We start from the raw sequence: 20,520 nt of genomic DNA on the forward strand, positions 1-20,520 counted from the left end.
GGTTGTGCCTCCACGCCGTTGGCCTTCCTCCTGCCCGAAGGGGCACCCTGGGAGGCGGGGTCCGGCGTGTGCGGAGTGATGAAAAGCAGGATTGCATACATCGACGCGCGGAGGTTGGCAAGAAGGAATTCGTGCAAACCAGGGCGTGCCGATTTTTGCACAGCCGCTTGTGCAGGGCCTTGCACTCCTGGCGGTGATGTGTGATGAAATGTATCGAAATCCGAGGTGTTCCAGGTTGGCATGGTAAATGCTACCAATGCGGTATGATTCGTGCCCAAGGAGATTCCATCATGTCCAAAACTTCGCGCTTCATTCAGGTGTTCGCCGGCTTCGCCCTGGCCTTCCTCGTGGGGGCGGCCGCCATGGCCCAGGACAAGGCCCACAAGCCCGGGGCCGACCACGCCGCCCAGCCCGCCGCCACGGCGGCCGCTCCTGCGTCCGCCCCGGCCAAGCCCGCCGTGTTCGCCCCCGGCGCGCCCCACTGGATCCACTCCCTGCCCGCCGACAAGCAGGACGCCGCCCGATCCATCTGGCTGGCCGACGGCCGCCTGATCGCCGGGCACAAGGAGATGCTCAAGGCCAAGCGCCACGAGCTCAAGGCCCTGCTGGCCCTGCCGGGCACCGACGACAAGGCCGTGGCCGCCGTGGTGAAGGAAATCTCCGCCACCGAGGAAAAGCTGCTGAACGCCCAGATCAGCCTGCGCCGCAAGCTTGAGAAGGAAGGCATCCCCACCTGGGCGCTGCCTGGTTTCGACGGCAAGGACGACAACTGCGCCATGATGGGCGACGGCGACGGAAAGGGCAAGATGGGCATGATGGGCATGATGGGCGGCGACGGCAAGGGCCATGAGGGCCACAACGGCCAGGCCAAGCCCGCCGAGGCCCCCAAGGCCCAGTAACTTGAAGCCCGCGTGGACGTTTCCAGCCTCCACGCGCTCCATCCCGCATCGAAAACGAACCGCGCCGCGCTCTTCCGGGAACGCGGCGCGGTTCGCCATGGAGGCCGGGCATGATGTCGTTTTTTCGTTCAGCGGTTCGCGGCGTTGCGCAGTGGTTTGAACGGTTTCGCGGCGCGCAGGCGCGCGACGGCGCGCTTCGGTCTCCACAGGCAGCGGCAGGCCGGAGGGGCTTTCTGACGCTCGCGGCCCTGGCCCCGCTGGGGGCCGCCGTTCCGGCCCTCGCCCAGCCCTCCCCGGGGCACGCGGGCCATGCGACTGCAGGCGCTGGGCACGCCGGACACGCCCCGTCCTTCGCCTGGCGCGACCCCTCCCGGCGCATCTCGCCGCCCCCGCCGCTCACCGGCAAGGGGACCGGCTCCGTGCGGACCCCCCACGTGCCGAGCCTGGGCCACGAACTCGACGGCGGCGTGAAGGTCTTCCGCCTCGTCGCCCAGCCCGTGGAGCGCATGCTCCTGGACGGACCGCCCGCGCCCGGCTCCGTTATAGAGCGCTGGCACAAGGCCATGGGGGCCATGGAGGGCATGGACCTGCCCAAGAAGGCCCGGCTCTGGGGATTCAACGGCTCCGTGCCCGGCCCGTCCATCGAGGTGGTCCAGGGCGACAGGGTGCGCATCCACGTGGTCAACGAGTTGCCCGAGGCCACCAGCGTGCACTGGCACGGCCTGGAGATCCCCAACGTCCAGGACGGCGTGGGCGGGCTCACCCAGGAGCCCATCCTTCCCGGGCGCTCCTACACCTACGAGTTCGAGGTGACCCAGGCCGGAACCTTCATGTACCACTCCTCCTTCAACGAGAAGAAGCAGGTGGGCATGGGCCTGGGAGGCTTCTTCATCGCCCACCCGGCCGACGGCTCGCGCCGCGTGGACCGCGACTTCGCCCTCATGCTCCAGGAGTGGCATTTCCTGCCAGGCAACGAGCACGTGGACGTGACCTCCACCGACCCCAACTGGTTCACCATCAACGGCAAGGCCGCGCCTTCCACGGAGATGCTTCAGGCCGTTGTGGGCGAAACCGTGCGCCTGCGCTTCGCCAACCTCTCCAATCTGCACGCCCACCCCATCCACCTGCACGGCGTAACCTGGCGCGTCACCGGCACGGAGGGCGGCCCCATCCCCGAGTCGGCCCAGTGGCCGGGCAACACCGTGAACGTGCCGCCAGGGGCAGCGCGCGACGTGGAGTTCGCCTTTCGCTTCCCCGGCTACTGGCACATGCACTGCCACAAGCTGCACCATGTGGTGAACGCCCACGCCCCCGTGCCCATGGGGATCATGCCCATGGGCGGCATGACCATGCTCTTCGAGGCGCTCGACCCGCCCGGGCAAGGGGGGCACGGAGGCCACGGAGCTCCCGCCTCGCACTCGCCAACAGGTCCCTCCGGCCACGGAGGGCATGAGGCGTCCGCTCCGCCACCGCCGACGGCCCCGTCCGGCCACGGAGGGAACTGACATGCGCGCCATCCCCCTGTTCCTCCTGCTCACGCTCGCGGCCGCGTGCGCCCCGGTGCGCCCGGAGGCCGATTTCGGCAAGGTCTCGGACATCGCCCAGGAGCGCCTGGGCCAGCGCCCCCTCTGGCGGCTGACCCCCGAGGACGAGGCCTTCGCCCGGGCCGAGGTCCAGGCCGTTCTTTCACGTGGCGTGGGCCAGCGCGAGGCCGTGCGTCTGGCGCTCTTCAACAACGCCGGGGTGCAGGCCCGTTTCGAGGAGATCGGCGCGGCCCGGGCCGACGTGGTGCAGGCCGGACTGCCGCGCAACCCCTCGCTGGGGGTTCTGCTGGGCTTTCCGCTGTTCCAGGGCGGTCCCTTGGCCGCGCTGGCGGCCCAGGCCATGGTCTCGATCTCGGACCTGGCCGAGGTGAAGGACCGCACGGCCAAGGCCCAGGCGGAGCTTGAGCGCGACATCCTCCTGGTGGGCAAGGCGGCCATGGACGCGGCGCGCGACGCGCGCCTGGCCTGGCTGGAGTGCGCCTACGCCCAGCGCGCGGAGGCGCTGGCCCGGGACGTGGCCCGGCGCGCGGAGAAGCTTTCGGCCGAGGCGGCGCGCTACCGGAATTTCGGGCTGGCCGATGAGGGGCGCGTGGCCGCCCTGGAGGCTGCGGCGGCAAAAGCCGCGCTGGAGGTTTCCGCCTTGCGCTCGCGGGCGGCGGTGGCCAAGGCGCGCCTGGGGCGGGCCATGGGCCTGGAGGGGGCGCAGTCCTTCGAACTGGCCGAGGAGGCGGCCGACAAGTCCGAGCCCCTGCCGGATCGGGACGTCGCCGTGGCTTACGCCGTGGAGCACAGCCTGGAGGCGCTGGCCGCGCGCCACGCCCTGGATGCCGCGCGCAGCGGGCGCGCGCTGGAGGGCGTGCGCTGGCTCAAGGACTTCGAGATCGGCGCGGGCTACGACTACGACATCGAGGGCAACCGGACCCTTGGCCCCATGGCCTCGCTGAAGCTTCCGCTCTTCGACCGCAACCAGGCACAGCGGGCCAGGGCGGACTACCTGGTGCGCCGCGCGCAGCGTCTGGCCGAGGACGCGCGGAGCGAGGCTGCCGAGCACGCGCTGCGCGCGCTGGAGGAGGCCTCCCTGGCCAGGGAGCGGGCCGAGGCGTTGTCGTCGCGGGTGCTGCCACCCTCGGAGCGGGCAGCGGCGTGGGCCGCGCGCTACGCCCGGGCCATGCAGCTCTCCGACCTGGAGGCCCTGCACGCGGAACTGGACCTGCTGCGCGCCCGGCTGGAGCACAACGAGGCCCTCAAGGAGGAGCGCCAGGCCCTGGTGCGCCTGGAGCACGCCCTGGGCGGGCCGGTGGGCGCGCGGCCGTAGATGGCTGGTTCACCCATCCCCGCCCCCGGGACGGGCTGGGATGAGTGCGGAGGTGGGGCAGGACAGCACGCGCGAGGCCGCCCGCTGAAGGGCGCGAAGCAATTGGCGGGGTCCGGGGGGAGGCTCTCCCACCGGCGGGTCCAGGGCGGAGCCCTGGCGGGGTCCGGGGCAGCGCCCCGTTACAGCGTGATCACCAGGGGCACCACCACGGGGTCGCGGTCGAGCACCTTGCGGAAGAAGCGGCGCAGGGAGGAGCGGATGCGCTCCTTGAGCTTGTCGGCGTTGCCCGGGGGCACGGTGTCCACGGTGTCGAGGATCACGCATTTGGCGTCTTCGAGCACGTGGGAGTACTGCTGTTCGAAGACGAAGCCCTTGGAGATCAGGTTGGGTCCGATCATGATCTCGCCGGTCTTCTCGTCCTGCACGATCATGACGATGACCATGCCTTCGCCGGCCAGGAGCTGGCGCTCCTTGAGCACGGTCTGTCCCACGTCGCCCACGCCCTTGCCGTCCACGTAGACCTGTTCCACGAGGATGGGGTCTTCCAGGCGGATGCCGCCTTCGGCCAGGAAGGTGACGGGTTGGCCGTCCTCGATGATCAGGGCGCGTTCGGGGGCCACGCCGTGTTCCAGGGCGAGGCGGCGGTGCTTGACGAGGTGTCGGAACTCGCCGTGCACGGGGATGAAGAACTTGGGCCGCACCGCGCCCAGCATGATGGAGAGCTCCTCGCGGTGGGCGTGTCCCGAGGCGTGGATGGCCTGGACGCGCTCGTAGAGCACTTCCGCGCCCAGGCGGTAGAGCTTGTCGATGAGCTTGTGGATGGCGCGGATGTTGCCGGGGATGAAGCGCGAGCTCATGAGCACCAGGTCGCCGGGGCGGATCTTCAGCTGGCGGTGCTCGCCGGTGGCCAGGCGCGAGAGGGCGGAGAGGGGCTCGCCCTGGGAGCCGGTGACCATGAGCACGCTCTTTCCCGGGGGCAGCCCGGCCAGCTCGTCCATGGAGGCCCAGACGCCGGTGGGCATGCGCAGGTAGCCCAGGTCGCGGGCGATGTCGATGTTGTTGGACAGGCTCTTGCCGGAGACGGCCACGCGCTTGCCGGTGTCGTGGGCCAGGTCGAAGATCTCCTGCATGCGCTGGATGTGGCTGGAGAAGAGCGTGATGATGATGCGCCCCTCGGCCTTGCGGAAGATTTCGGCCAGGGACTGCTTGATCTCCATTTCGGTGAGGGCGAAGCCCTCGCGCTCCACGTTGGTGGAGTCCGAGAGCATGCAGAGCACGCCGGGGTCGGCGAAGCGGGTGAAGGCGTCGAGGTCGGTGAGGTGTCCGTCCAGGGGGTAGCGGTCGATCTTGAAGTCGCCGGTGTGGACGAAGCGTCCCACGGGGGTCTCGATGCCCAGGCCGTAGCTGTGCACGATGGAGTGGCAGACCTGGAAGAAATTGAAGGCGAAGGGGCCGATCTGCACGCGGTCGTTCTTTTCCACGGGGCGCAGGTCGGCGAACTTGAGCAGGTCGTGCTCCTCGAGCTTCTTGGAGACCAGGGCCAGGGTGAAGGGCGAGCCGTAGATGGGGGCGTCCACGTAGGGGAGCAGCCAGGGCAGCGCGCCGATGTGGTCTTCGTGGCCGTGGGTGAGCACGATGGCCTTGAGGTGTTCCTTGCGGGCCAGGATGAAGTCGAAGCGGGGGATCACCACGTCCACGCCGAAGAGGTAGTCCTCGGGGAACATGAGGCCGCAGTCCACCAGGACGAGGGAGTCGCCGCAGCCCACTCCCAGGCAGTTCATGCCGATCTCGCCCAGGCCGCCCAGGGGGTAGAGGGTGACGTCTCGGCTCATGGGCGGCGCTCCTGATAGGCCTGGTCCATGTGCCCTTTGAACCAGTCCTTGAAGTGTTCGCGCTGCTTGAGGGTGAAACGCTCCGCGGGCTGGAAGGGCTCCAGGGCCTCGACGCGCACCACTCCGGGGGAGGGCAGGGTGGCCCCGCGCGGCAGCACGGCGCGTGTGCCGGTGATGATCAGGGGGGCCACGGGAAGGCCGCACTTGAGGGCCATGATCATGCCGCCGATCTTGAAGTCGCCCAGGTGCTCGCTGGTGCGGGCGCGGGTGCCTTCGGGAAAGATGAGGATCGAGAGGCCGCGTTTGGCCGCGTCCACGGCCTCGTCGATGGAGCGCATGGCCTTGCGGGAGTTCTCGCGCAGGATGGCGATGTGCCCGGTGCGGCGCATGGCCGGGCCGAAGAGGGGGATCTTGAAGAGTTCCTCCTTGGCCACGAAGCGCAGGTTCCAGCGGTGCAGCACGGCGAAGAGCGCCAGGATGTCGAAATGGCTCTGGTGGTTGGCCATGAAGACGTAGTTGCTGGAGGGGTCGAGCCGGGAGAGGTCGGCCTGCACGCGCACGCCCGCCAGCAGGAGGCCCAGCCTGGCCCACGCGCACTGAATGGCGTGGGCCGGGCGGGCGTTGGTCCCGAGGGGCGCCATGAGCCAGCACAGGCAGGAGACGATGGCCGTGAGCACCGGGAAGGTGATCAGGAACAGTATCTTGCGGGCGTGGACCATGGCTCGGTGGCTAGGCCTGTTCTTCTTCTTCGTCGTGGTCGTGGCCGCAGCCGCAAGCCGACTCGATGGAGAGGATCACCTCGGTGGCGTCGCGCAGGGCGCCCGAGAGGTCCTTGAGGCCGGAGGTGGTCAGTTCTTCGGCGTCGAGCATTTCGGCGGCCTTGAACACAACGCGCAGGGCGTTTTCCAGGAGCAGGTCCTGGGGATCGATTTCGAATTCTTCCACGTGAATCTCCTGATGGGGATGGATTGAAAGGTAAACTCCGCCGCTTCTAGCGGGCCGGAGCGCAAAAAGCTAGGCCTCGGGCGCGAGGTGGCGCTCGATGACGGCCAAGTCCTCCGGGCGGGCCTTGGCGCCCAGGGACACGGAGTGGCCGTGCACCCGCAGGCTGCCGCCCGCGTGCTCCACGTAGCCCGCCGAGAGCACCGTGGAGTAGGGCACCAGTTCGCGCATCTCTCCGTGGCTGACCCGGGCGGGGAACAGGATGGGGGCGGGATGGCCCGCGAAATCCTCGAAGATGATATATTTCATGGCCGCCTCCTTGCCCAGTGTAGACCGAAACGGTCCCCTTGTCACGCCTGGACGCTGTTCTGGGCGTCGCGGAAACGTCGCGGGCCGGCCCTTTACAAGACGCGAAAGGAAGTATAATTACATGAGGCTTTGCATTTGATGCAATATAAAAATCGAAAAAAATCAAGAGATTGGATATGAACTGCGTTCCCATGAACCTGCGCCGCCTGGTGGCCGACGTGCTCCCCAAGGGCTTCGAAGTGGCCCGCACGGGCGAGGACGAGCCCCAGCACGGCTACGCCTACTACTACGTGACGGACCCGGACAAGCGCCGCCGCACCTTCTCCCACGCCACGCCCACCCTGGACGAGCTTTACGGCGAGATCCGCAAGCTGGCCGTGGAGGTGCGCCGTCTGGACTACTGGAAGCGCAAGTCCGAGATCACCGACGCCGACATGGACGCCCTGGTGGAAAGCGTGTGCACCAACATGCCCAAATTCAAGGGCCAGCGCTGGGGCTACGCCGCCCAGGACATGACCACCCCCTGCTGCGGCGTGCGCGTTCCGGCGGGCAAGTGGTGGGTCCACGAGGACGCCGGGATGCTCGGCCAGTTCGCCCCCGCCGCGCCCAAGGCCGGTTCCCCGGACGTGGTGTTCATGGACGCGCAGGACTTCGCCCGCTACCTCATCGAGCGCAAGGAATCGCGTTTCGAGCGCTCCGTGCGCCAGTAGACGCGGCAACCACGGTCTTTCCGGGACGCCGGGCGGCCATTGGCCGCCCGGCGTTCTTCGTTTCGGGGGCGCGTCCTTTCGGGGCGTTCCCCCCAGGCCCACGCCCGGGCGCGGGAGGTGGGCGGACGCTCCTTGCGGGGCGCGGCGCTTCGCTGTATGGTCCGCGCGTTCCGGAGGCCGCCATGCGCACAGCTCTTTCCGCGTTGTTCTTCCTGTTCTTCCACTTCGCCAGCCCCGCCCGGGCCGCCGAGCCCTACAAGATCGCCATTCTGGAGTTCGACGCCGTGACGGCCGAGGCCCAGAAGGAGAACCTGGGACGGCTCACGGCCGAGTTTCTGGTGACGGCCGCGGTCAACGCGGGCTCGTTTTCCGTGGTGGAGCGCGCGGCGCTCAAGAAGGTGCTCGACGAGATGCAGTTCGGCCAGAGCTCCGACGCGCCCGGCAGCGTGGCCCAGGCCATAGGGGCCATGGTGGGCGCGCGCGGCGTGCTCACGGGTTCGGTGGCGCGCACGGGGGGCTCCGTGCGCCTGGACGCGCGGCTCATCGACGTGGCCACGGGCAGCATCGTGGCCGCGCGCAGCGCCTACGCCAAAACCGACCTGCGCTCCCTGGCCACGGCGGCCGAACTGCTGGTGAGCCAGCTGGCGGGCGACGTGGCCCGCCTGACCCCGCCGCCCGCCCCGCCCGCTCCTGTCCCTCAGGCGGCACCCGAACCCGCGCCCGCGCCGGAGAAGGCGCAATAGTTCTGCGTGCCTCTTGTTAAAATCAATTGATTCCTGATAGTTGAGACGCCAGTCCCGGTGCGGCGCCTCCCCCGCTGGACTGCCGAACCACTGTAACGGGACGCTTCCGGAATGCAGCATTGCATTTCTGATATGCATGACGAGTCCGAAAGCGTGAAAAATGGGTTGCACTGCCCGGCGTTGTTGGGCTAGGGCTGTCCGGGAACGGGCGGCCCGCTTGCATGTCCGCCCCCTGTCCGATCCCGGGCGCAGCGCCCGGACGCGTCTCCCTGGTCTCCCCGGGCCGACGCCTGCCTCAATCCTGCCTGAAACCTCGAGGAGTTCGACGGAATGCGCAAGTGGACGGTGCTGGTTGTCGTACTGACCATCTTCTCCCTGCTGTTGTCCCCCCATTTGGTTGGCGCGAAATCCTCCCAGCCCGAAAAGAAACAGGCGCGTTCCACGGAAAGCGCCTCGAAGGCTCCGGCCCACAAGTCCTCGTCCTCCGCCAAGAAGCCCTCCAAGGAAGACAAGAAATCCGCCTCCTCCAAGGACGAGGCCCGGCACGCCAAGGCCACCGCGAAGCCCTCCAAGGAGCGCAAAACCGCCGCCAAGGATGCCCCGGTCAAGGAGAAATCCCCCAAGGAGGAGCGCGGCTCCAAGGGCCGCAAGCGCGCCCTGCAGGCCGAGCCCGCTCCGGCCAAGCCCGTTCTGCCGGACTCCTTCAAGGGCGAGTTCGGCGTGGCCACCAGGGCCGCCATGGTGCAGGACATGGAAACCGGACGCGTGCTCTTCGCCCAGGAACCCGACGTGCCCATCCCCCCGGCGTCGCTCACCAAGGTGCTCACGCTCTACCTGGTCAACGAACTGGTGCGCGACGGCTCCCTGAAGCTCGAGCAGTCCATCCCCGTCAGCGAGGCCGCCAGCCACGCGGGCGGCTCCACCATGCGCCTGAAGACCGGCGAGATGGTGGCCCTGGACGACCTGGTGAAAGGCATCGCCATCGCCTCGGCCAACGACGGCTGCGTGGCCGTGGCCGAATACCTGGGCAAGGGCGACATCACCCCCTTCGTGGAAGCCATGAACCGCAAGGCCAAGGAACTGGGCATGACCAATTCCCAGTTCTTCAACCCCAACGGCCTGCCCCACGACGAACAGGTGACCACCGCCCGCGACATGGCCACCCTGGCCAGCGCCTACCTCAAACGCTTCCCCGAAAGCCTCTCCATCCACTCCATGACCGAGTTCACCCACAACAACCGCGTGCGCCACAACTCCAACACCCTGCTCGGCCGGGTGGAGGGCGTGGACGGCCTGAAGACCGGCTTCGTCTGCGCCTCGGGCTACAACATCGTGGTCACGGCCAAGCGCGGCGACACGCGCCTGGTGGCCGTGGTGCTCGGGGCCAGGAACCGCCGCGTGCGCGAGCGCGAGGCCACCCGGCTCATCGAGGAGGGTTTCAAGATCGTGGCCGCCGAGAAGGCCGCCTCCGGCAAGCAGGTGGCCCAGGCCCACTAGACATCCCGCCCCCCCTCCTGTACCCCCCTCGCGTCCGGCCCAGGCCGGACGCCTGCGTTTGGGAGACCCCATGACACCCTTCAAGAGCATCAATCCCGCCACGGGCCGCGAGGCCACCTCCTTCGAGGAGCACACTCCCGCACAGGTGGAGGCCATTCTCGCCGACATGCGCAACGCGCAACGCTGCTGGCGCAACTTCCGCCTGGACGAGCGCGCCGAATGCCTGCGCCGCGTGGCCGACAACCTCGCGGAACGCGCGCAGGACTACGCCCGGCTCATCACCGCCGAAATGGGCAAGCCCATCGGGGAATCCCTGGCCGAGATCACCCGCTGCGCCAACGTCTGTCGCTTCTACGCCGACCACGGCCCGGCCATGCTCGCCCCCGAGACCCCCGAGGGCGCTCCCCAGGGCGCGCGCATCGTGCACGAGCCCCTGGGCATCGTGCTGGCGGTGATGCCCTGGAACTTCCCCTTCTGGCAGGTGTTGCGCGCGGCGGCCCCGGCGTTGCTGGCGGGCAACGCCTTCCTGTGCAAGCACGCCCCCTCGGTGACGGGTTGCTCCCTGGCCCTGGAGGAGGCGCTTTCCGGCGTGGGCATGTCCGACGGGCTCTACCGCGCCCTGGTGGTGCGCGACGAACGCGTGGCCGCCGTGGTGGAGGACCCGCGCGTGCGCGCCGTGAGCCTCACCGGCTCGCGCCGGGCCGGAGCGGCCGTGGCCGAGGCCGCCGGGCGCGCCGTGAAGAAGTGCGTGCTGGAGCTTGGCGGGTCCGACCCCTTCATCGTGCTGGCAGACGCCGACCTGGACCTTGCCGTGCACACCGCCGTGGGCGCGCGCTTCTACAACGCGGGCCAGACCTGCATATCGGCCAAGCGCTTCCTGGTGGACCGCCAGGTGGTCCGGGAGTTCGAGGAGCGCCTGACGCGCTCGGTGGGGCTGCTCAAGATGGGCGACCCCCTGCGACCCGAGACGCGCATCGGCCCCATGGCCCGGGCCGACCTGCGCGAGGCCCTGGACCGCCAGGTGCGGGGCTCCCTGGACATGGGCGCGCGCATGATCCTGGAGGGCGGCCCCGTGCCCGGGGAGGGCTTCTTCTACCGGCCCGCAGTGTTGGCCGGGGTGCGGCCGGGGATGCCGGTGTTCGAGGAGGAGGTCTTCGGCCCCGTGGCCAGCGTGACGAGCGTGGACGGCCCCGGCGAGGCCCTGCGCCTGGCCAACCAGACCCGCTACGGCCTGGGGGCCAGCGTCTGGACGCGCGACCTGGCCCTGGGGGCCAAGCTGGCCGGGAACATCGAGGCCGGGAACGTGGCCGTGAACACGCTGCTCAAGAGCGACCCGCGCCTGCCCTTCGGCGGGGTGAAGGACTCGGGCTACGGCCGGGAGCTGGGCCGCTCGGGGCTGCTGGAGTTCGTCAACGCCAAGGTGCTGCGCCTGCCCCCGGGGGCGTGAGGGCGCGCCCCGGCCTGGAAGTAGGGTTGACGCCTCTCGCCTGTTTTTTGCATATCTCCTCCCAGGAGGTGCACCATGGCTGAGCTTCCATTCAGCAGGGACCGGCTCCAGGAAATCGAGAGGGCTTTCAAGGAACTGGGCGTGAACCGCGCGCGCGACAGCCGGGGCAAAACCTTGACGGCGTTCACCCCCTGCACGCTTCTGCAACCTGTGGACACCGTCTACCGATCCCACTCCTGCTGCTCCGAGGTTTTGGATGCCCAGTTGGAATCGGGTTCTTGAGCAGATTGCCTCCTACAACCAGGGGGCTGCCGCGCTGGACTCGGTCCGCCGGGAGTATCTCCAGCGTCTGCATGAAAAGACTGGACGGAACCTCATCGGCTATTATTCCGGCTGGCTGCAAAAGCCGAACCTACAGGGGGTGGAGATCACCGACCTGGACATGAACGGCTTCATGAACGCCGTCCACGGGTTGGATCGATCCAAGGGGCTCGACCTGATCCTGCATACGCCGGGCGGGAGCATCAACGCCACGGAGTCCATAGTGGACTACCTTCGCCGGATGTTCGGAACCGACATCCGGGCCATCATCCCTCAACTGGCCATGTCGGCCGGGACAATGATCGCCTGCTCGTGCAAGTCCATCCTCATGGGGAAACAATCCAGCATCGGACCGATCGATCCTCAGTTCGGGTTCATCTCCGCCAAGGGAGTGAAGGACGAATTCGAGCGCGCGATGCGGGAGGTCAAGGAAGACCCTTCGCGGGCTGAAATATGGCGGGTGATCATCGAAAAATACCATCCTACGTTCATCGCCCAGTGTGAGAACGCGTGCAGATGGTCGGAAGAACTGGTCAGGGACTGGCTCGAGTCCAACATGTTCGCTGGCGAGCCCAATGCGCATGCACTGGCGAAAGAAGTCACGGACGAACTGGTGCGCTTTGGGCATCAGATCAACCATGGTAAGCACTTATCCGTCGATGACGCACGCAGCAAGATCGGCCTGACCGTGGAACAATTGGAGGACGATCAGGAACTGCAAGACCTGGTGCTGACCGTGCACCATGCCTACATGCACACCTTGTCCAACTCTCCCGCCATCAAGATCACGGAAAATCACCTTGGCGCGGCCATCGTGGAAAGGATCAGGTAATGGACGGAATGCCCTGTTCAGTTGGCTGAACAAAGGCTCCCGCCCCTGTCCTCGGGTCGGGAGCCTTTGTGCGCCGTTCAAGACAAAGGGTAGCGGTTCAGCCCGAACTCAGTGCGTGGGCGCGGCCTTGGCGTCCTGGGCCGGGGTCTGCTCCAGCTTCTGGCGGAAGGCCTTCACCTGGTCCATGAGGTTCCAGTTGGTGATCATCTCCAGCCAGTCGTCGTAGGAGAGGGCGTGCTGGTCCAGGTAGCTCTCGTGGCCCTTGAGCCACAGGCCGAACATGTGCTGCTCGATCTTGAAGGCCCTGGAATCCAGCCCCTTGAGCACCACGCCCTGGCCGTACTTGGTCCCGTCGTAGAGGGTGCAGACGAAGGCCCCGACGCTGGTGCAGGAGCCCTCGTAGGTCAGTTCCTTGCCGTTGGCCTCCTCCAGCAGGGGGGCCAGGTCCGGGTGCTTGGCGCGGCAGTCTTCCAGCACGGCCTCGGGCAGTTCCAGCCAGGTCTTCCCGTCGCGCTCGGCGGCGTGGTAGAAGCGCGCCCAGTGTTCCAGGATGAACACGCGCATGATGTCCTTGATCAGGGTTTCTTGCTGGTCGATCATCAGGCTTGGCTCCTTAAGGGTTCATGGGGCGTGGCAGCGCACGAAGCGGCCCGGCCCGGCCTCGCGCCAGGGCGGCGGCGTTTCGGCGCAGGCCTCGCGGGCCTTGGCGCAGTGTGGCGCGTGCGGGCAGCCCGTGGGGGCGTCGCCGGGGTCCGCGGGCTGGCCCGCTCCGGTCTCCGGGCGCGCCCTGCCGTGGGGGTCGGGCACGGCGTCCAGGAGCAGGCGTGTATACGGGTGAAGCGGCGCGGCGTAAAGGGCCGCCGCCGGGGCCAGCTCCACCAGGCGTCCCCGGCGCATCACGGCCACGCGGTCGGAGAGGTGGCTCACCACGGCCAGGTCGTGGGAGATGAAGAGGTAGGTGAGCCCCAGGCGCTGCTTCAGGTCTTCCAGGATGTTGATCACCTGGGCCTGGATGGACACGTCCAGGGCCGAGACCGGCTCGTCGAGCACCACCAGCCGGGGGTTCAGGGCCAGTGCGCGGGCGATGGCCACCCGCTGGCGCTGCCCGCCCGAGAACTGGTGCGGGTAGTTCTCCGCCTGGGAGGGCGAGAGCCCCACCATGGCGAAAAGTTCGGCCACGCGCTCCCGGCGCGAGGCCTTGTCCCCCACGCCCCGGGCCTCCAGGCCTTCGGCCACGGAGCGGCCCACGCGCATGCGCGGGTCCAGGGAGGAGACGGGGTCCTGGAAGACCATCTGGACGATCTCGGGCATCTCCGACTGGAGGGCGGGGTCCGCGTTCAGGTCGCGCCCCTCCAGGAGCACCGAGCCCGACGTGGGCGGCGCGAGCCCCGTGGCCAGGCGCGCCAGGGTGGACTTGCCGCACCCGGATTCGCCCACCAGGCCCACGGTCTCGCCCGGGGCCACGCGGAGGTCCACGCCGTCCACGGCGTGCACCAGGGCGACGCGGCCCAGCAGGCCCCGGCGCACGCGGTAGGCCTTGCGCACGTCGCGGAATTCCAGGCAGGGCGTCACGGGCGCGCCTCCGGGGCGTGGAGCCAGCAGCGCACGGCGCGGCCCGGCTCGGGGGCGAAGGCGGGCGGGGCCTCCCGGCGGCAGGGCTCGAAGGCGCTGGGGCAGCGCGGGTGGAAGTGGCAGCCCGGGGGCAGGCCGTGGATGGGCGGCACGGCCCCGGCCACGGGGGTGAGCCGGTGGCGCTCGCCCAGTCTGGGCAGAGAGGCCAGCAGCCCCTGCGAATAGGGGTGGAGCGGGCGCTCGAAGAGGGCCTCCACGGGGGAGAGCTCCACCAGCCTGCCCGCGTACATCACCCCGGCGCGGGCGCAGGTGCGGGCCACCACGCCCAGGTTGTGGCTGATGAGCAGCATGGAAAGCCCCCGCTCCCGGGCCAGGGAGGCCAGAAGCTCCAGGATCTGTTTCTGGATGGTCACGTCCAGGGCCGTGGTGGGCTCGTCCGCGATGAGGAGCCTGGGCTCGCAGGCCAGGGCCATGGCGATCATCACCCGCTGGCGCATGCCGCCCGAGAGTTCGTGGGGGTAGGCCCGCAGCACGCGCCCGGGATCGGGCAGGCCCACCTGGGCGAAGAGTTCCGCCGCGCGCTCCAGTGCGCGGGCCTTGTCCAGGCCCTTGTGGAGCATGAGCGGCTCGGCCGTCTGGAAGCCCACGCGCATCACGGGGTTGAGCGACGTCATGGGCTCCTGGAACACCATGCCGATGCCCGCGCCGCGCACGCCGCGCAGCGCCTCGGGGCCCAGGGTGAGCAGGTCGCGCCCCTCGAAGAGGATGCGCCCTCCCGTGACGCGCCCGGGAGGCGGCACGAGCCCCAGCACCGCCAGGGAGAGCACGGTCTTGCCGCAGCCCGATTCGCCCACCAGGCCCAGGGATTCGCCCTTTTCCAGGGCGAAGCTCACGGAGTCCACGGCAGGGGCCGGGCCGAGGGGGGTGTCGAAGGCCACGCCGAGGCCGTCGAGGGCGAGCAGGGGGTGCATGTTTTTTTCCTTGAGGGCCGGGCGTCCGGCCCGTAAACGTACGATTTTCGCCACGCGGTGGCAAGAAGGAGCATGGATGGCCTCACGGTATGCGGTGATCGGCGGCGGACTGGCCGGGTGCGAGTGCGCCCTGGCCCTGGCCCGCGCGGGCAAGGCCTCGACCCTCTTCGAGATGCGCCCCGGGCGCATGACCCCGGCCCATTCCGGCGCGGGCCTCGGGGAGCTGGTGTGTTCCAACTCGCTGCGCTCCGACGACCCGGAGAGCGCGGTGGGGCTTCTCAAGCGCGAGATGGAGCGCCTGGGCAGCGTCGTGCTGGAGGCTGCCCGCGCCGTGAGCGTGCCCGCGGGCAAGGCCCTGGCCGTGGACCGGGAGCTCTTCACGGCCCGGCTCACGGCCGCCGTGGAGGCCGAGCCCCTGGTGAGCGTTACGCGCCGCGAGGTGGAGAGCCTGGACGACCCCGCCCTGCAGGGTTTCGACCATGTGGTGGTGGCCGCCGGCCCCCTGGCCTCCCAGGCGCTCTCGGAGAGCCTGGCCGCCGCCATCGGCGGCGAGAGCCTCTACTTCCACGACGCCATCGCGCCCATCGTCTTCGCCCACTCCATCGACCGGGAGAAGGTGTTCTCCCAGTCGCGCTGGGAGGAGGGCGAGGGCGACTACCTCAACTGCCCCATGGAGAAGGACGAATACACGGCCTTCCACCAGGCCCTCCTGGACGGCGAGCGCGTGGTGCCCCGCGAGTTCGAGAAGGAGCTGCACTTCGAGGGCTGCATGCCCGTGGAGGCCCTGGCCGACCGGGGCTTCAAGACCCTGGTGTTCGGGCCCATGAAGCCCGTGGGGCTCACCGATCCGCGCACCGGGCGCAGGCCCTACGCCGTGGTGCAGCTGCGCCCGGAGAACCGCGAGGCCACCTGCTACAACCTGGTGGGCTTCCAGACCAAGCTTAAATACCCCGAGCAGGAGCGCATCTTCCGCATGATCCCGGGGCTGGAGCGGGCCGAGTTCGCGCGCCTGGGCTCCATCCACCGCAACACCTACGTGAACGCGCCGAAGGTGCTCTCGCCCGTGCTGGAGCTTCTGGCGCGCCCGGGGGTGTTCCTGGCCGGGCAGATCACCGGTGTGGAGGGCTACGTGGAGAGCGCGGCCTGCGGCCTGTGGCTGGGCCATCACCTGGGGCGCGGGCTCACGCTGCCCCCAGGGGAGACGTGCCTGGGGGCGCTCCTGGCCCACCTGCGCCGTCCGGTGAAGAAGTTCCAGCCCTCCAACGTGAACTACGGGCTCACCCCGGAGCTGACCGAGCGCGCCAAAAAGGACTCGCGCAAGGCCCTCTATGCCAGGCGCGCCCGGGAGGCCTGGGAGGCGTGGGAGCAGACGGCGGGGTGAGGCTTTGCCTCCCCCCGCATTGACAACGCGCCGGGATTCAGGGCAACGTTTCGAGCGACAACCCGAGGCGTGTGATCCCTGCTTCCGGCGTGGGCCGGTCACCTTGCCCGCGGAGCGCCCTTCATGCTTCTTCCTCCGTCCTGGCCCTTGCGTTCCCATCTGAGGGTCCACGCCCTGGTCTCCACGCTGCTCCCCTGCCTGCTCATGGCGGGCTTTCTCTCCTACTACCTCTCCGAGCGCCTGCACGAGCGCTACGCCGCCGAGATGCTGCTCACCCTCAAGCTGCAGCGGCACTTCGTGGACACCTGGCTGGCCGACCGCCAGCGGGACGTGATCCGGCTGGCCGACCAGCCCGAACTCAAGGCCCCGGACCCCGCCCAGGCCGAAGGAGACTTCCGCCGCTTCGTGGCCGTGATGCCCGAATTCCGGGGCCTGGTGTATGTGGACGCCCTGGGGCTTACCGTGCTGGACACCGTGGCCAAGCCCGGCCTCTACCTGGGCGACCGCGTGTATTTCAAGGAAGGCCGCCAGGGACGCCCCTACATCACGGACCTCATCGTGGGCCGGGCCACGGGCGCGCGGCTGATCATCTTTTCCGCCCCCGTCCAGGGCCCCGGCGGCGAGTTCCGGGGCATCGTCTTCGCGCCCATCTCCCCGGACGTGATCGTCCAGGCCGTGGGCGGCGCGCGGCTGGACTACGAGGGCCAGACCTTCCTGCTGGACCGCGTGGGCGCCGTGGTGGCCGGCGACGAACAGCTCGTGCCCAACCCCGGCGCCGCGCAGCCCTCCCAGGAGGGCCTCCAGGGCGAGGCGCAGGAGTTCACCTACCTGCGCCGCGACGGCACGGCCATGATGGCCATGGCCCTGCCGCTTTCCGTGCCCGGCTGGCGGCTGGTGGCGGCCACGCCCAAGGAGACCCTCCGGGACGCCGTGCGCCCCGTGGTGGGGGTGGTGTTCGCGGCGGGTATCGTATCGTTCGTGGTGCTCCTGCCGCTGGTGCTGGGCTTCGCCCGTCGGATCGGCGCGGTGGTGGAGCCGCTGGCCGACCATGCCTCCCAACTGGCCCAGGGCCGCTACGACCTGCCCCTCCCCGCGTTGCCCACGGGACGCGTCCCCCGCGAACTGGACACGCTGGCCCGGACTTACGAGATCATGCGCGAAAAGATCGTCCTGGACGTGAGCGCCCTGGAAACCATGGCCCTCACCGACGCCCTCACGAACCTGCCCAACCGCCGCTACCTCATGGAGGAAGGGCCGCGCCTCGTGGAGCTCTGCGCGCGCACCCGCCTGTCCTGCGCCTGCCTGCTCCTGGACCTGGACAACTTCAAGGCCGTCAACGACCTCCACGGCCACGCCACGGGCGACCTCGTGCTGGCCGGCGTGGCCTCGGTGCTGCGGCGCACGGCGCGCGGGGCCGACATCCTGGGCCGCCTGGGCGGGGAGGAGTTCCTGCTGCTGTGCGCCGACACCACGCGCGAGGACGCGCTCATCCTGGCCCAGCGCGTGCGCGAGGCCGTCAAGGACGCGCGCATAGCCCCCCTGAACGCGGGCGGCGTCACCGTGAGCGTGGGCGTGGCCACCCTGAACACCTTCGTCCAGCCCTCGGGCGTGCTTTTCGACCGCCTGCTCGTGGCCGCCGACACGGCCATGTACCAGGCCAAGGCCGCAGGACGCGACCAGGTGGCGGTCTCCCCGTGCGACCCCGACACGTCCGCCTGCACGCCCGACAAACGGTAACCGAGCGCCGTGCACTACGAAGGGACCATCATCCGCCCGCCCAGCGAGGCCGACAGCATCCTGCTTCAGGTGAGCGCGGGCTGCTCGCGCAACGCCTGCGCCTTCTGCGGGGCCTACGTGGGCCAGCGCTTCGCCGTGATCCCCGAAGGCCGCGTCTTCGAGGACATCGACTGGGCGGCGGCGCGCCTGGGGGGCAACCGCAGGCTCTTCCTGTGCGGCGGCGACGCCCTCACCCTGCCCATGGAGCGCCTGGAGCGCGTGTTCGCCCGCGTGCGCGAGCGCCTGCCGCGCGTGGGGCGCGTGGGGGCCTACGCCAGCGCCCTGGGCCTGGAGGGCAAATCCCGGGACGACCTGGCCCGGCTGGCCTCCCTGGGCCTGGACACCGTGTACATGGGCCTGGAATCCGGCGACGACGCGGTGCTCGAAGCCATGAACAAGGGCTCCACGGCGGGGGAAATCCTCGCGGCCGGGCGCATGGTCATGGACGCGGGGCTTCGGCTCTCCGTCACGGTGATCACGGGGCTGGGCGGCCTGGAGGGCTCCGAGCGCCACGCGCGGCTCACCGGGGAGGCCCTGGCCGCGCTCTCGCCCCACCACGCGGCGGCGCTCACGCTCATTCCCGTGCCGGGAACGCCCCTGTGGCGGCGCATCCGGGAGGGGCGCTTCGTCCTGCCCGAGGGGCCGGAGATGGTGCGCGAGCTGCGCGCCCTGCTGGAGCACGCCCACATGGAGCGCGGCCTCTTCCTGGCCGACCACGCCTCCAACCACGTGCCCCTGCGCCTGCGCATGCCCAGGGACCGCGAGGCGGGGCTCGCGCTCCTGGACGAGGCCCTGGCGGGGCGGCGCGGCCTCAAGCCCGAAAGCGCCCGCAGGCTCTGAGAAGACCCCTCTCGCGCAAACAAGGAGGGATTTCCTCTCTTTTCAACGCCATCGGCTTGGTTTAGCGTTTCCCGGAGCCGTGCGAGCCGGGGCGTCCCCCCGGCGTTACTGCATCCGCCCCCGGGCGAACGGGAAGCCGCATGAACCGAACACTCCTGGACGAGCCCGATCCGCACGGCGAGTCTCCGGCCGTTGACCAGGAGCAGTCCCTGCTGCTCACTCCGGGGCATCCGGCCGTGCTCCAGACACGCCCGGGCGACCCGGGCTGCAGGGTGGTGGTGCTGGGGGTGAAGCCCGGCGAGTTCCTCATGGTCAAGACGCCGCCTTCGGTCCTGGCCAAGAACGGCCTGGCCGAGGGCCAGCCCGTGCGCCTGTGCCTGGAGAACGAGGGCGTGGTCTGCCAGTGCGAGGCCACGGTGCTCTCGGCCCTGCGCCAGCCGCTGCCCGTGCTTTTCCTGGGCTGGCCCGTCAGCTTCCAGGCCCGCGCCCTGCGACGCCATCCGCGCGTGAAGTGCCTGATCCCCGCTCAGGTGGAGATCGCGGGGGCGCGCTTCGCGGCCCACGTGCGCGACGTGAGCCTGGGCGGCTGCCGCGTCACCGCCGACCTGAGCCTGGCCCCGCGCGCCGGGGAACTCAAGCCCGGAGACCTCTGTGAAGTGCGCCTGGTGATGAACGGGCCGGGCATGGACCGCCTGGCAGGACAGGTCTGCGCGCGGACCCTCACGGGCGGCGAACTCTCCATGGGCCTGGCCTTTCCCCCGGGCGACCTCACCCGCGCCCGGGTGGAGCGATTCGTGGAACGCCTCCTGGCCGTGGAGGAGCTGCGCCGCAGGACCGCGCCCGGCGGCAACGGCAACGGCCGCGGCCCCCAGGCCCGGCCCATGCCCGAATCCGTTCTGGCCGACGCCACGGCCTGCGTGCACGACGCCCGCAAGATCGAGCTCAAGGCCCTGAGCGCCCTGGACATCCAGTTCACGGGGAGCCACCTCTACGAGCAGTCGCTCATCCTGGGCGTGGACGGGGCCGAGGCCCTCATCGCGGAAATGCCCGTGGCCTGCGGCCTGAAAAGCTGCCCCAAGCCCGGCATGGGCCTGCGCGGGCGCTTCCAGGAGCACGGCTCCTACTACGGCTTCATGACCTTCGTGACCAAGTTCGTCACCAAGCCGCGTCCCCTGGTCTTCCTGGCCTATCCCAAGAAGATCGAGACCCTCATGCGCCGCAAACACCCCCGCGTGGAGTGCCAGATCCCCACGAGCGTGGCCAACGAGCACTTCCGCGCCCAGGGCTTCGTGGTGGACGTGAGCGCGGGCGGCTGCCGCGTGCTGGCCAACCTGGAGGCCGGCGAGCCCATCGTGAACGTGATGACCGGCGACATGGTGGAGCTCTCACTGCCCCTGGGCGGTCCGGTCTGCGAGACGCTGCGCGCCAAGGTGAAGTCGTTCCAGTTCGCGGGCGGCCCCGTCACCCTGGGGCTGGTGTTCATGCCGGAGCGCGCCCAGGCGCCCCGCCTGGACGGCTTCGTGGCCCGCATGGAGGCCGCCTCGCGCTAGCGGGGCGCTTTACATCCGCGCCGCGCTCGGACACAACCG

Annotated in this window: 20 protein-coding genes; 13 read left to right on the forward strand and 7 right to left on the reverse strand. The window is 69.6% G+C overall.

Annotated features, from left to right (window positions below):
- The first annotated feature begins 290 nt into the window (after nt 1–290).
- From NNJEOMEG_RS13145 to NNJEOMEG_RS13155, 3 genes are all read left to right on the forward strand, one after another.
- Nucleotides 291–899 carry a hypothetical protein gene (locus tag NNJEOMEG_RS13145; RefSeq protein ID WP_173085183.1) on the forward strand — a complete coding sequence of 203 codons (609 nt, stop codon included), beginning with the start codon at nt 291–293 and terminating at the stop codon, nt 897–899.
- A 419-nt stretch (nt 900–1,318) separates the two neighbouring features.
- Nucleotides 1,319–2,404, forward strand: coding sequence for a multicopper oxidase family protein (locus NNJEOMEG_RS13150; protein ID WP_235956953.1), 1,086 nt, complete (start codon nt 1,319–1,321; stop codon nt 2,402–2,404).
- A 1-nt stretch (nt 2,405) separates the two neighbouring features.
- Nucleotides 2,406–3,758 (forward strand): TolC family protein, encoded by a 1,353-nt coding sequence (locus NNJEOMEG_RS13155; protein WP_173085185.1) that lies wholly within the window; start codon nt 2,406–2,408, stop codon nt 3,756–3,758.
- Between the two features lie 179 nt (nt 3,759–3,937).
- On the opposite strand, the gene NNJEOMEG_RS13160 is transcribed toward NNJEOMEG_RS13155, so the two are convergent.
- From NNJEOMEG_RS13160 to NNJEOMEG_RS13175, 4 genes are all read right to left on the reverse strand, one after another.
- Nucleotides 3,938–5,590, reverse strand: coding sequence for a ribonuclease J (locus NNJEOMEG_RS13160; protein ID WP_173085187.1), 1,653 nt, complete (start codon nt 5,588–5,590; stop codon nt 3,938–3,940).
- Entirely contained in the window at nt 5,587–6,309 is a 723-nt protein-coding gene (locus tag NNJEOMEG_RS13165) for a lysophospholipid acyltransferase family protein (protein WP_173085189.1), read from the reverse strand. Before NNJEOMEG_RS13165 ends, NNJEOMEG_RS13160 begins: the two co-directional genes overlap by 4 nt.
- A gap of 10 nt (nt 6,310–6,319) precedes the next feature.
- A complete protein-coding gene (locus tag NNJEOMEG_RS13170) occupies nt 6,320–6,535 on the reverse strand; it encodes a hypothetical protein (RefSeq protein ID WP_173085191.1) in 216 nt (71 codons plus the stop codon).
- Nucleotides 6,536–6,604: 69 nt separating this feature from the next.
- Nucleotides 6,605–6,841, reverse strand: coding sequence for a hypothetical protein (locus NNJEOMEG_RS13175; RefSeq protein ID WP_173085193.1), 237 nt, complete (start codon nt 6,839–6,841; stop codon nt 6,605–6,607).
- Nucleotides 6,842–7,017: 176 nt separating this feature from the next.
- On the opposite strand from NNJEOMEG_RS13175, the gene NNJEOMEG_RS13180 reads away from it, so the two are divergent.
- The 6 genes from NNJEOMEG_RS13180 to NNJEOMEG_RS13205 all read left to right on the forward strand — a co-directional run bounded on the left by NNJEOMEG_RS13180 (nt 7,018) and on the right by NNJEOMEG_RS13205 (nt 12,391).
- Complete coding sequence (locus NNJEOMEG_RS13180; RefSeq protein ID WP_173085195.1) at nt 7,018–7,551, forward strand: hypothetical protein; 534 nt, start codon at nt 7,018–7,020, stop codon at nt 7,549–7,551.
- A gap of 182 nt (nt 7,552–7,733) precedes the next feature.
- On the forward strand, nt 7,734–8,294 hold the full coding sequence (locus NNJEOMEG_RS13185; RefSeq protein WP_173085197.1) for a FlgO family outer membrane protein: 561 nt from the start codon (nt 7,734–7,736) through the stop codon (nt 8,292–8,294).
- A gap of 330 nt (nt 8,295–8,624) precedes the next feature.
- Nucleotides 8,625–9,791, forward strand: a complete 1,167-nt coding sequence (locus tag NNJEOMEG_RS13190; RefSeq protein WP_173085199.1) for a serine hydrolase — start codon at nt 8,625–8,627, stop codon at nt 9,789–9,791.
- Between the two features lie 70 nt (nt 9,792–9,861).
- Complete coding sequence (locus NNJEOMEG_RS13195; RefSeq protein ID WP_173085201.1) at nt 9,862–11,238, forward strand: aldehyde dehydrogenase family protein; 1,377 nt, start codon at nt 9,862–9,864, stop codon at nt 11,236–11,238.
- 75 nt (nt 11,239–11,313) lie between these two features.
- Entirely contained in the window at nt 11,314–11,520 is a 207-nt protein-coding gene (locus NNJEOMEG_RS13200) for a hypothetical protein (RefSeq protein ID WP_173085203.1), read from the forward strand.
- Nucleotides 11,495–12,391 carry an SDH family Clp fold serine proteinase gene (locus tag NNJEOMEG_RS13205; protein ID WP_173085204.1) on the forward strand — a complete coding sequence of 299 codons (897 nt, stop codon included), beginning with the start codon at nt 11,495–11,497 and terminating at the stop codon, nt 12,389–12,391. The genes NNJEOMEG_RS13200 and NNJEOMEG_RS13205 overlap by 26 nt, the downstream gene beginning before the upstream one ends.
- 108 nt (nt 12,392–12,499) lie before the next feature.
- Here NNJEOMEG_RS13205 and NNJEOMEG_RS13210 read toward each other — a convergent pair whose 3' ends face one another.
- From NNJEOMEG_RS13210 to NNJEOMEG_RS13220, 3 genes are read right to left on the reverse strand one after another with little or no spacing between them, the layout of a single operon-like run.
- Nucleotides 12,500–12,991 (reverse strand): hypothetical protein, encoded by a 492-nt coding sequence (locus NNJEOMEG_RS13210; RefSeq protein ID WP_173085206.1) that lies wholly within the window; start codon nt 12,989–12,991, stop codon nt 12,500–12,502.
- 21 nt (nt 12,992–13,012) lie between these two features.
- Nucleotides 13,013–13,963 carry an ABC transporter ATP-binding protein gene (locus NNJEOMEG_RS13215; protein WP_173085208.1) on the reverse strand — a complete coding sequence of 317 codons (951 nt, stop codon included), beginning with the start codon at nt 13,961–13,963 and terminating at the stop codon, nt 13,013–13,015.
- Nucleotides 13,960–14,934, reverse strand: coding sequence for an ABC transporter ATP-binding protein (locus NNJEOMEG_RS13220; protein WP_173085210.1), 975 nt, complete (start codon nt 14,932–14,934; stop codon nt 13,960–13,962). The genes NNJEOMEG_RS13215 and NNJEOMEG_RS13220 overlap by 4 nt, the downstream gene beginning before the upstream one ends.
- A gap of 76 nt (nt 14,935–15,010) precedes the next feature.
- On the opposite strand from NNJEOMEG_RS13220, the gene trmFO reads away from it, so the two are divergent.
- The 4 genes from trmFO (at nt 15,011) to NNJEOMEG_RS13240 (ending at nt 20,481) form a co-directional block, all read left to right on the forward strand.
- A complete protein-coding gene (gene trmFO, locus NNJEOMEG_RS13225; RefSeq protein ID WP_173085212.1) occupies nt 15,011–16,315 on the forward strand; it encodes a methylenetetrahydrofolate--tRNA-(uracil(54)-C(5))-methyltransferase (FADH(2)-oxidizing) TrmFO in 1,305 nt (434 codons plus the stop codon).
- A 123-nt stretch (nt 16,316–16,438) separates the two neighbouring features.
- Complete coding sequence (locus NNJEOMEG_RS13230) at nt 16,439–18,052, forward strand: GGDEF domain-containing protein (RefSeq protein ID WP_173085214.1); 1,614 nt, start codon at nt 16,439–16,441, stop codon at nt 18,050–18,052.
- A gap of 9 nt (nt 18,053–18,061) precedes the next feature.
- Nucleotides 18,062–18,931 carry a radical SAM protein gene (locus NNJEOMEG_RS13235; RefSeq protein WP_173085216.1) on the forward strand — a complete coding sequence of 290 codons (870 nt, stop codon included), beginning with the start codon at nt 18,062–18,064 and terminating at the stop codon, nt 18,929–18,931.
- Between the two features lie 140 nt (nt 18,932–19,071).
- Complete coding sequence (locus tag NNJEOMEG_RS13240; protein ID WP_173085218.1) at nt 19,072–20,481, forward strand: PilZ domain-containing protein; 1,410 nt, start codon at nt 19,072–19,074, stop codon at nt 20,479–20,481.
- Nucleotides 20,482–20,520: the final 39 nt, after the last annotated feature.

The sequence above is a fragment of the Fundidesulfovibrio magnetotacticus genome (assembly GCF_013019105.1).
Taxonomy (GTDB): Bacteria; Desulfobacterota; Desulfovibrionia; order Desulfovibrionales; family Desulfovibrionaceae; genus Fundidesulfovibrio; species Fundidesulfovibrio magnetotacticus.

Bases quoted from the DNA above. Each gene is read 5' to 3' on its own strand.
- NNJEOMEG_RS13200 (WP_173085203.1), top strand. From the start codon at position 11,314: ATGGCTGAGCTTCCATTCAGCAGGGACCGGCTCCAGGAAATCGAGAGG.
- NNJEOMEG_RS13175 (WP_173085193.1), bottom strand. From the start codon at position 6,841: ATGAAATATATCATCTTCGAGGATTTCGCGGGCCATCCCGCCCCCATC.
- NNJEOMEG_RS13180 (WP_173085195.1), top strand. From the start codon at position 7,018: ATGAACTGCGTTCCCATGAACCTGCGCCGCCTGGTGGCCGACGTGCTC.
- NNJEOMEG_RS13185 (WP_173085197.1), top strand. From the start codon at position 7,734: ATGCGCACAGCTCTTTCCGCGTTGTTCTTCCTGTTCTTCCACTTCGCC.
- NNJEOMEG_RS13240 (WP_173085218.1), top strand. From the start codon at position 19,072: ATGAACCGAACACTCCTGGACGAGCCCGATCCGCACGGCGAGTCTCCG.
- NNJEOMEG_RS13190 (WP_173085199.1), top strand. From the start codon at position 8,625: ATGCGCAAGTGGACGGTGCTGGTTGTCGTACTGACCATCTTCTCCCTG.
- NNJEOMEG_RS13155 (WP_173085185.1), top strand. From the start codon at position 2,406: ATGCGCGCCATCCCCCTGTTCCTCCTGCTCACGCTCGCGGCCGCGTGC.
- NNJEOMEG_RS13210 (WP_173085206.1), bottom strand. From the start codon at position 12,991: ATGATCGACCAGCAAGAAACCCTGATCAAGGACATCATGCGCGTGTTC.
- NNJEOMEG_RS13165 (WP_173085189.1), bottom strand. From the start codon at position 6,309: ATGGTCCACGCCCGCAAGATACTGTTCCTGATCACCTTCCCGGTGCTC.
- NNJEOMEG_RS13145 (WP_173085183.1), top strand. From the start codon at position 291: ATGTCCAAAACTTCGCGCTTCATTCAGGTGTTCGCCGGCTTCGCCCTG.
- NNJEOMEG_RS13195 (WP_173085201.1), top strand. From the start codon at position 9,862: ATGACACCCTTCAAGAGCATCAATCCCGCCACGGGCCGCGAGGCCACC.
- trmFO (WP_173085212.1), top strand. From the start codon at position 15,011: ATGGCCTCACGGTATGCGGTGATCGGCGGCGGACTGGCCGGGTGCGAG.
- NNJEOMEG_RS13220 (WP_173085210.1), bottom strand. From the start codon at position 14,934: ATGCACCCCCTGCTCGCCCTCGACGGCCTCGGCGTGGCCTTCGACACC.
- NNJEOMEG_RS13160 (WP_173085187.1), bottom strand. From the start codon at position 5,590: ATGAGCCGAGACGTCACCCTCTACCCCCTGGGCGGCCTGGGCGAGATC.
- NNJEOMEG_RS13230 (WP_173085214.1), top strand. From the start codon at position 16,439: ATGCTTCTTCCTCCGTCCTGGCCCTTGCGTTCCCATCTGAGGGTCCAC.
- NNJEOMEG_RS13205 (WP_173085204.1), top strand. From the start codon at position 11,495: ATGCCCAGTTGGAATCGGGTTCTTGAGCAGATTGCCTCCTACAACCAG.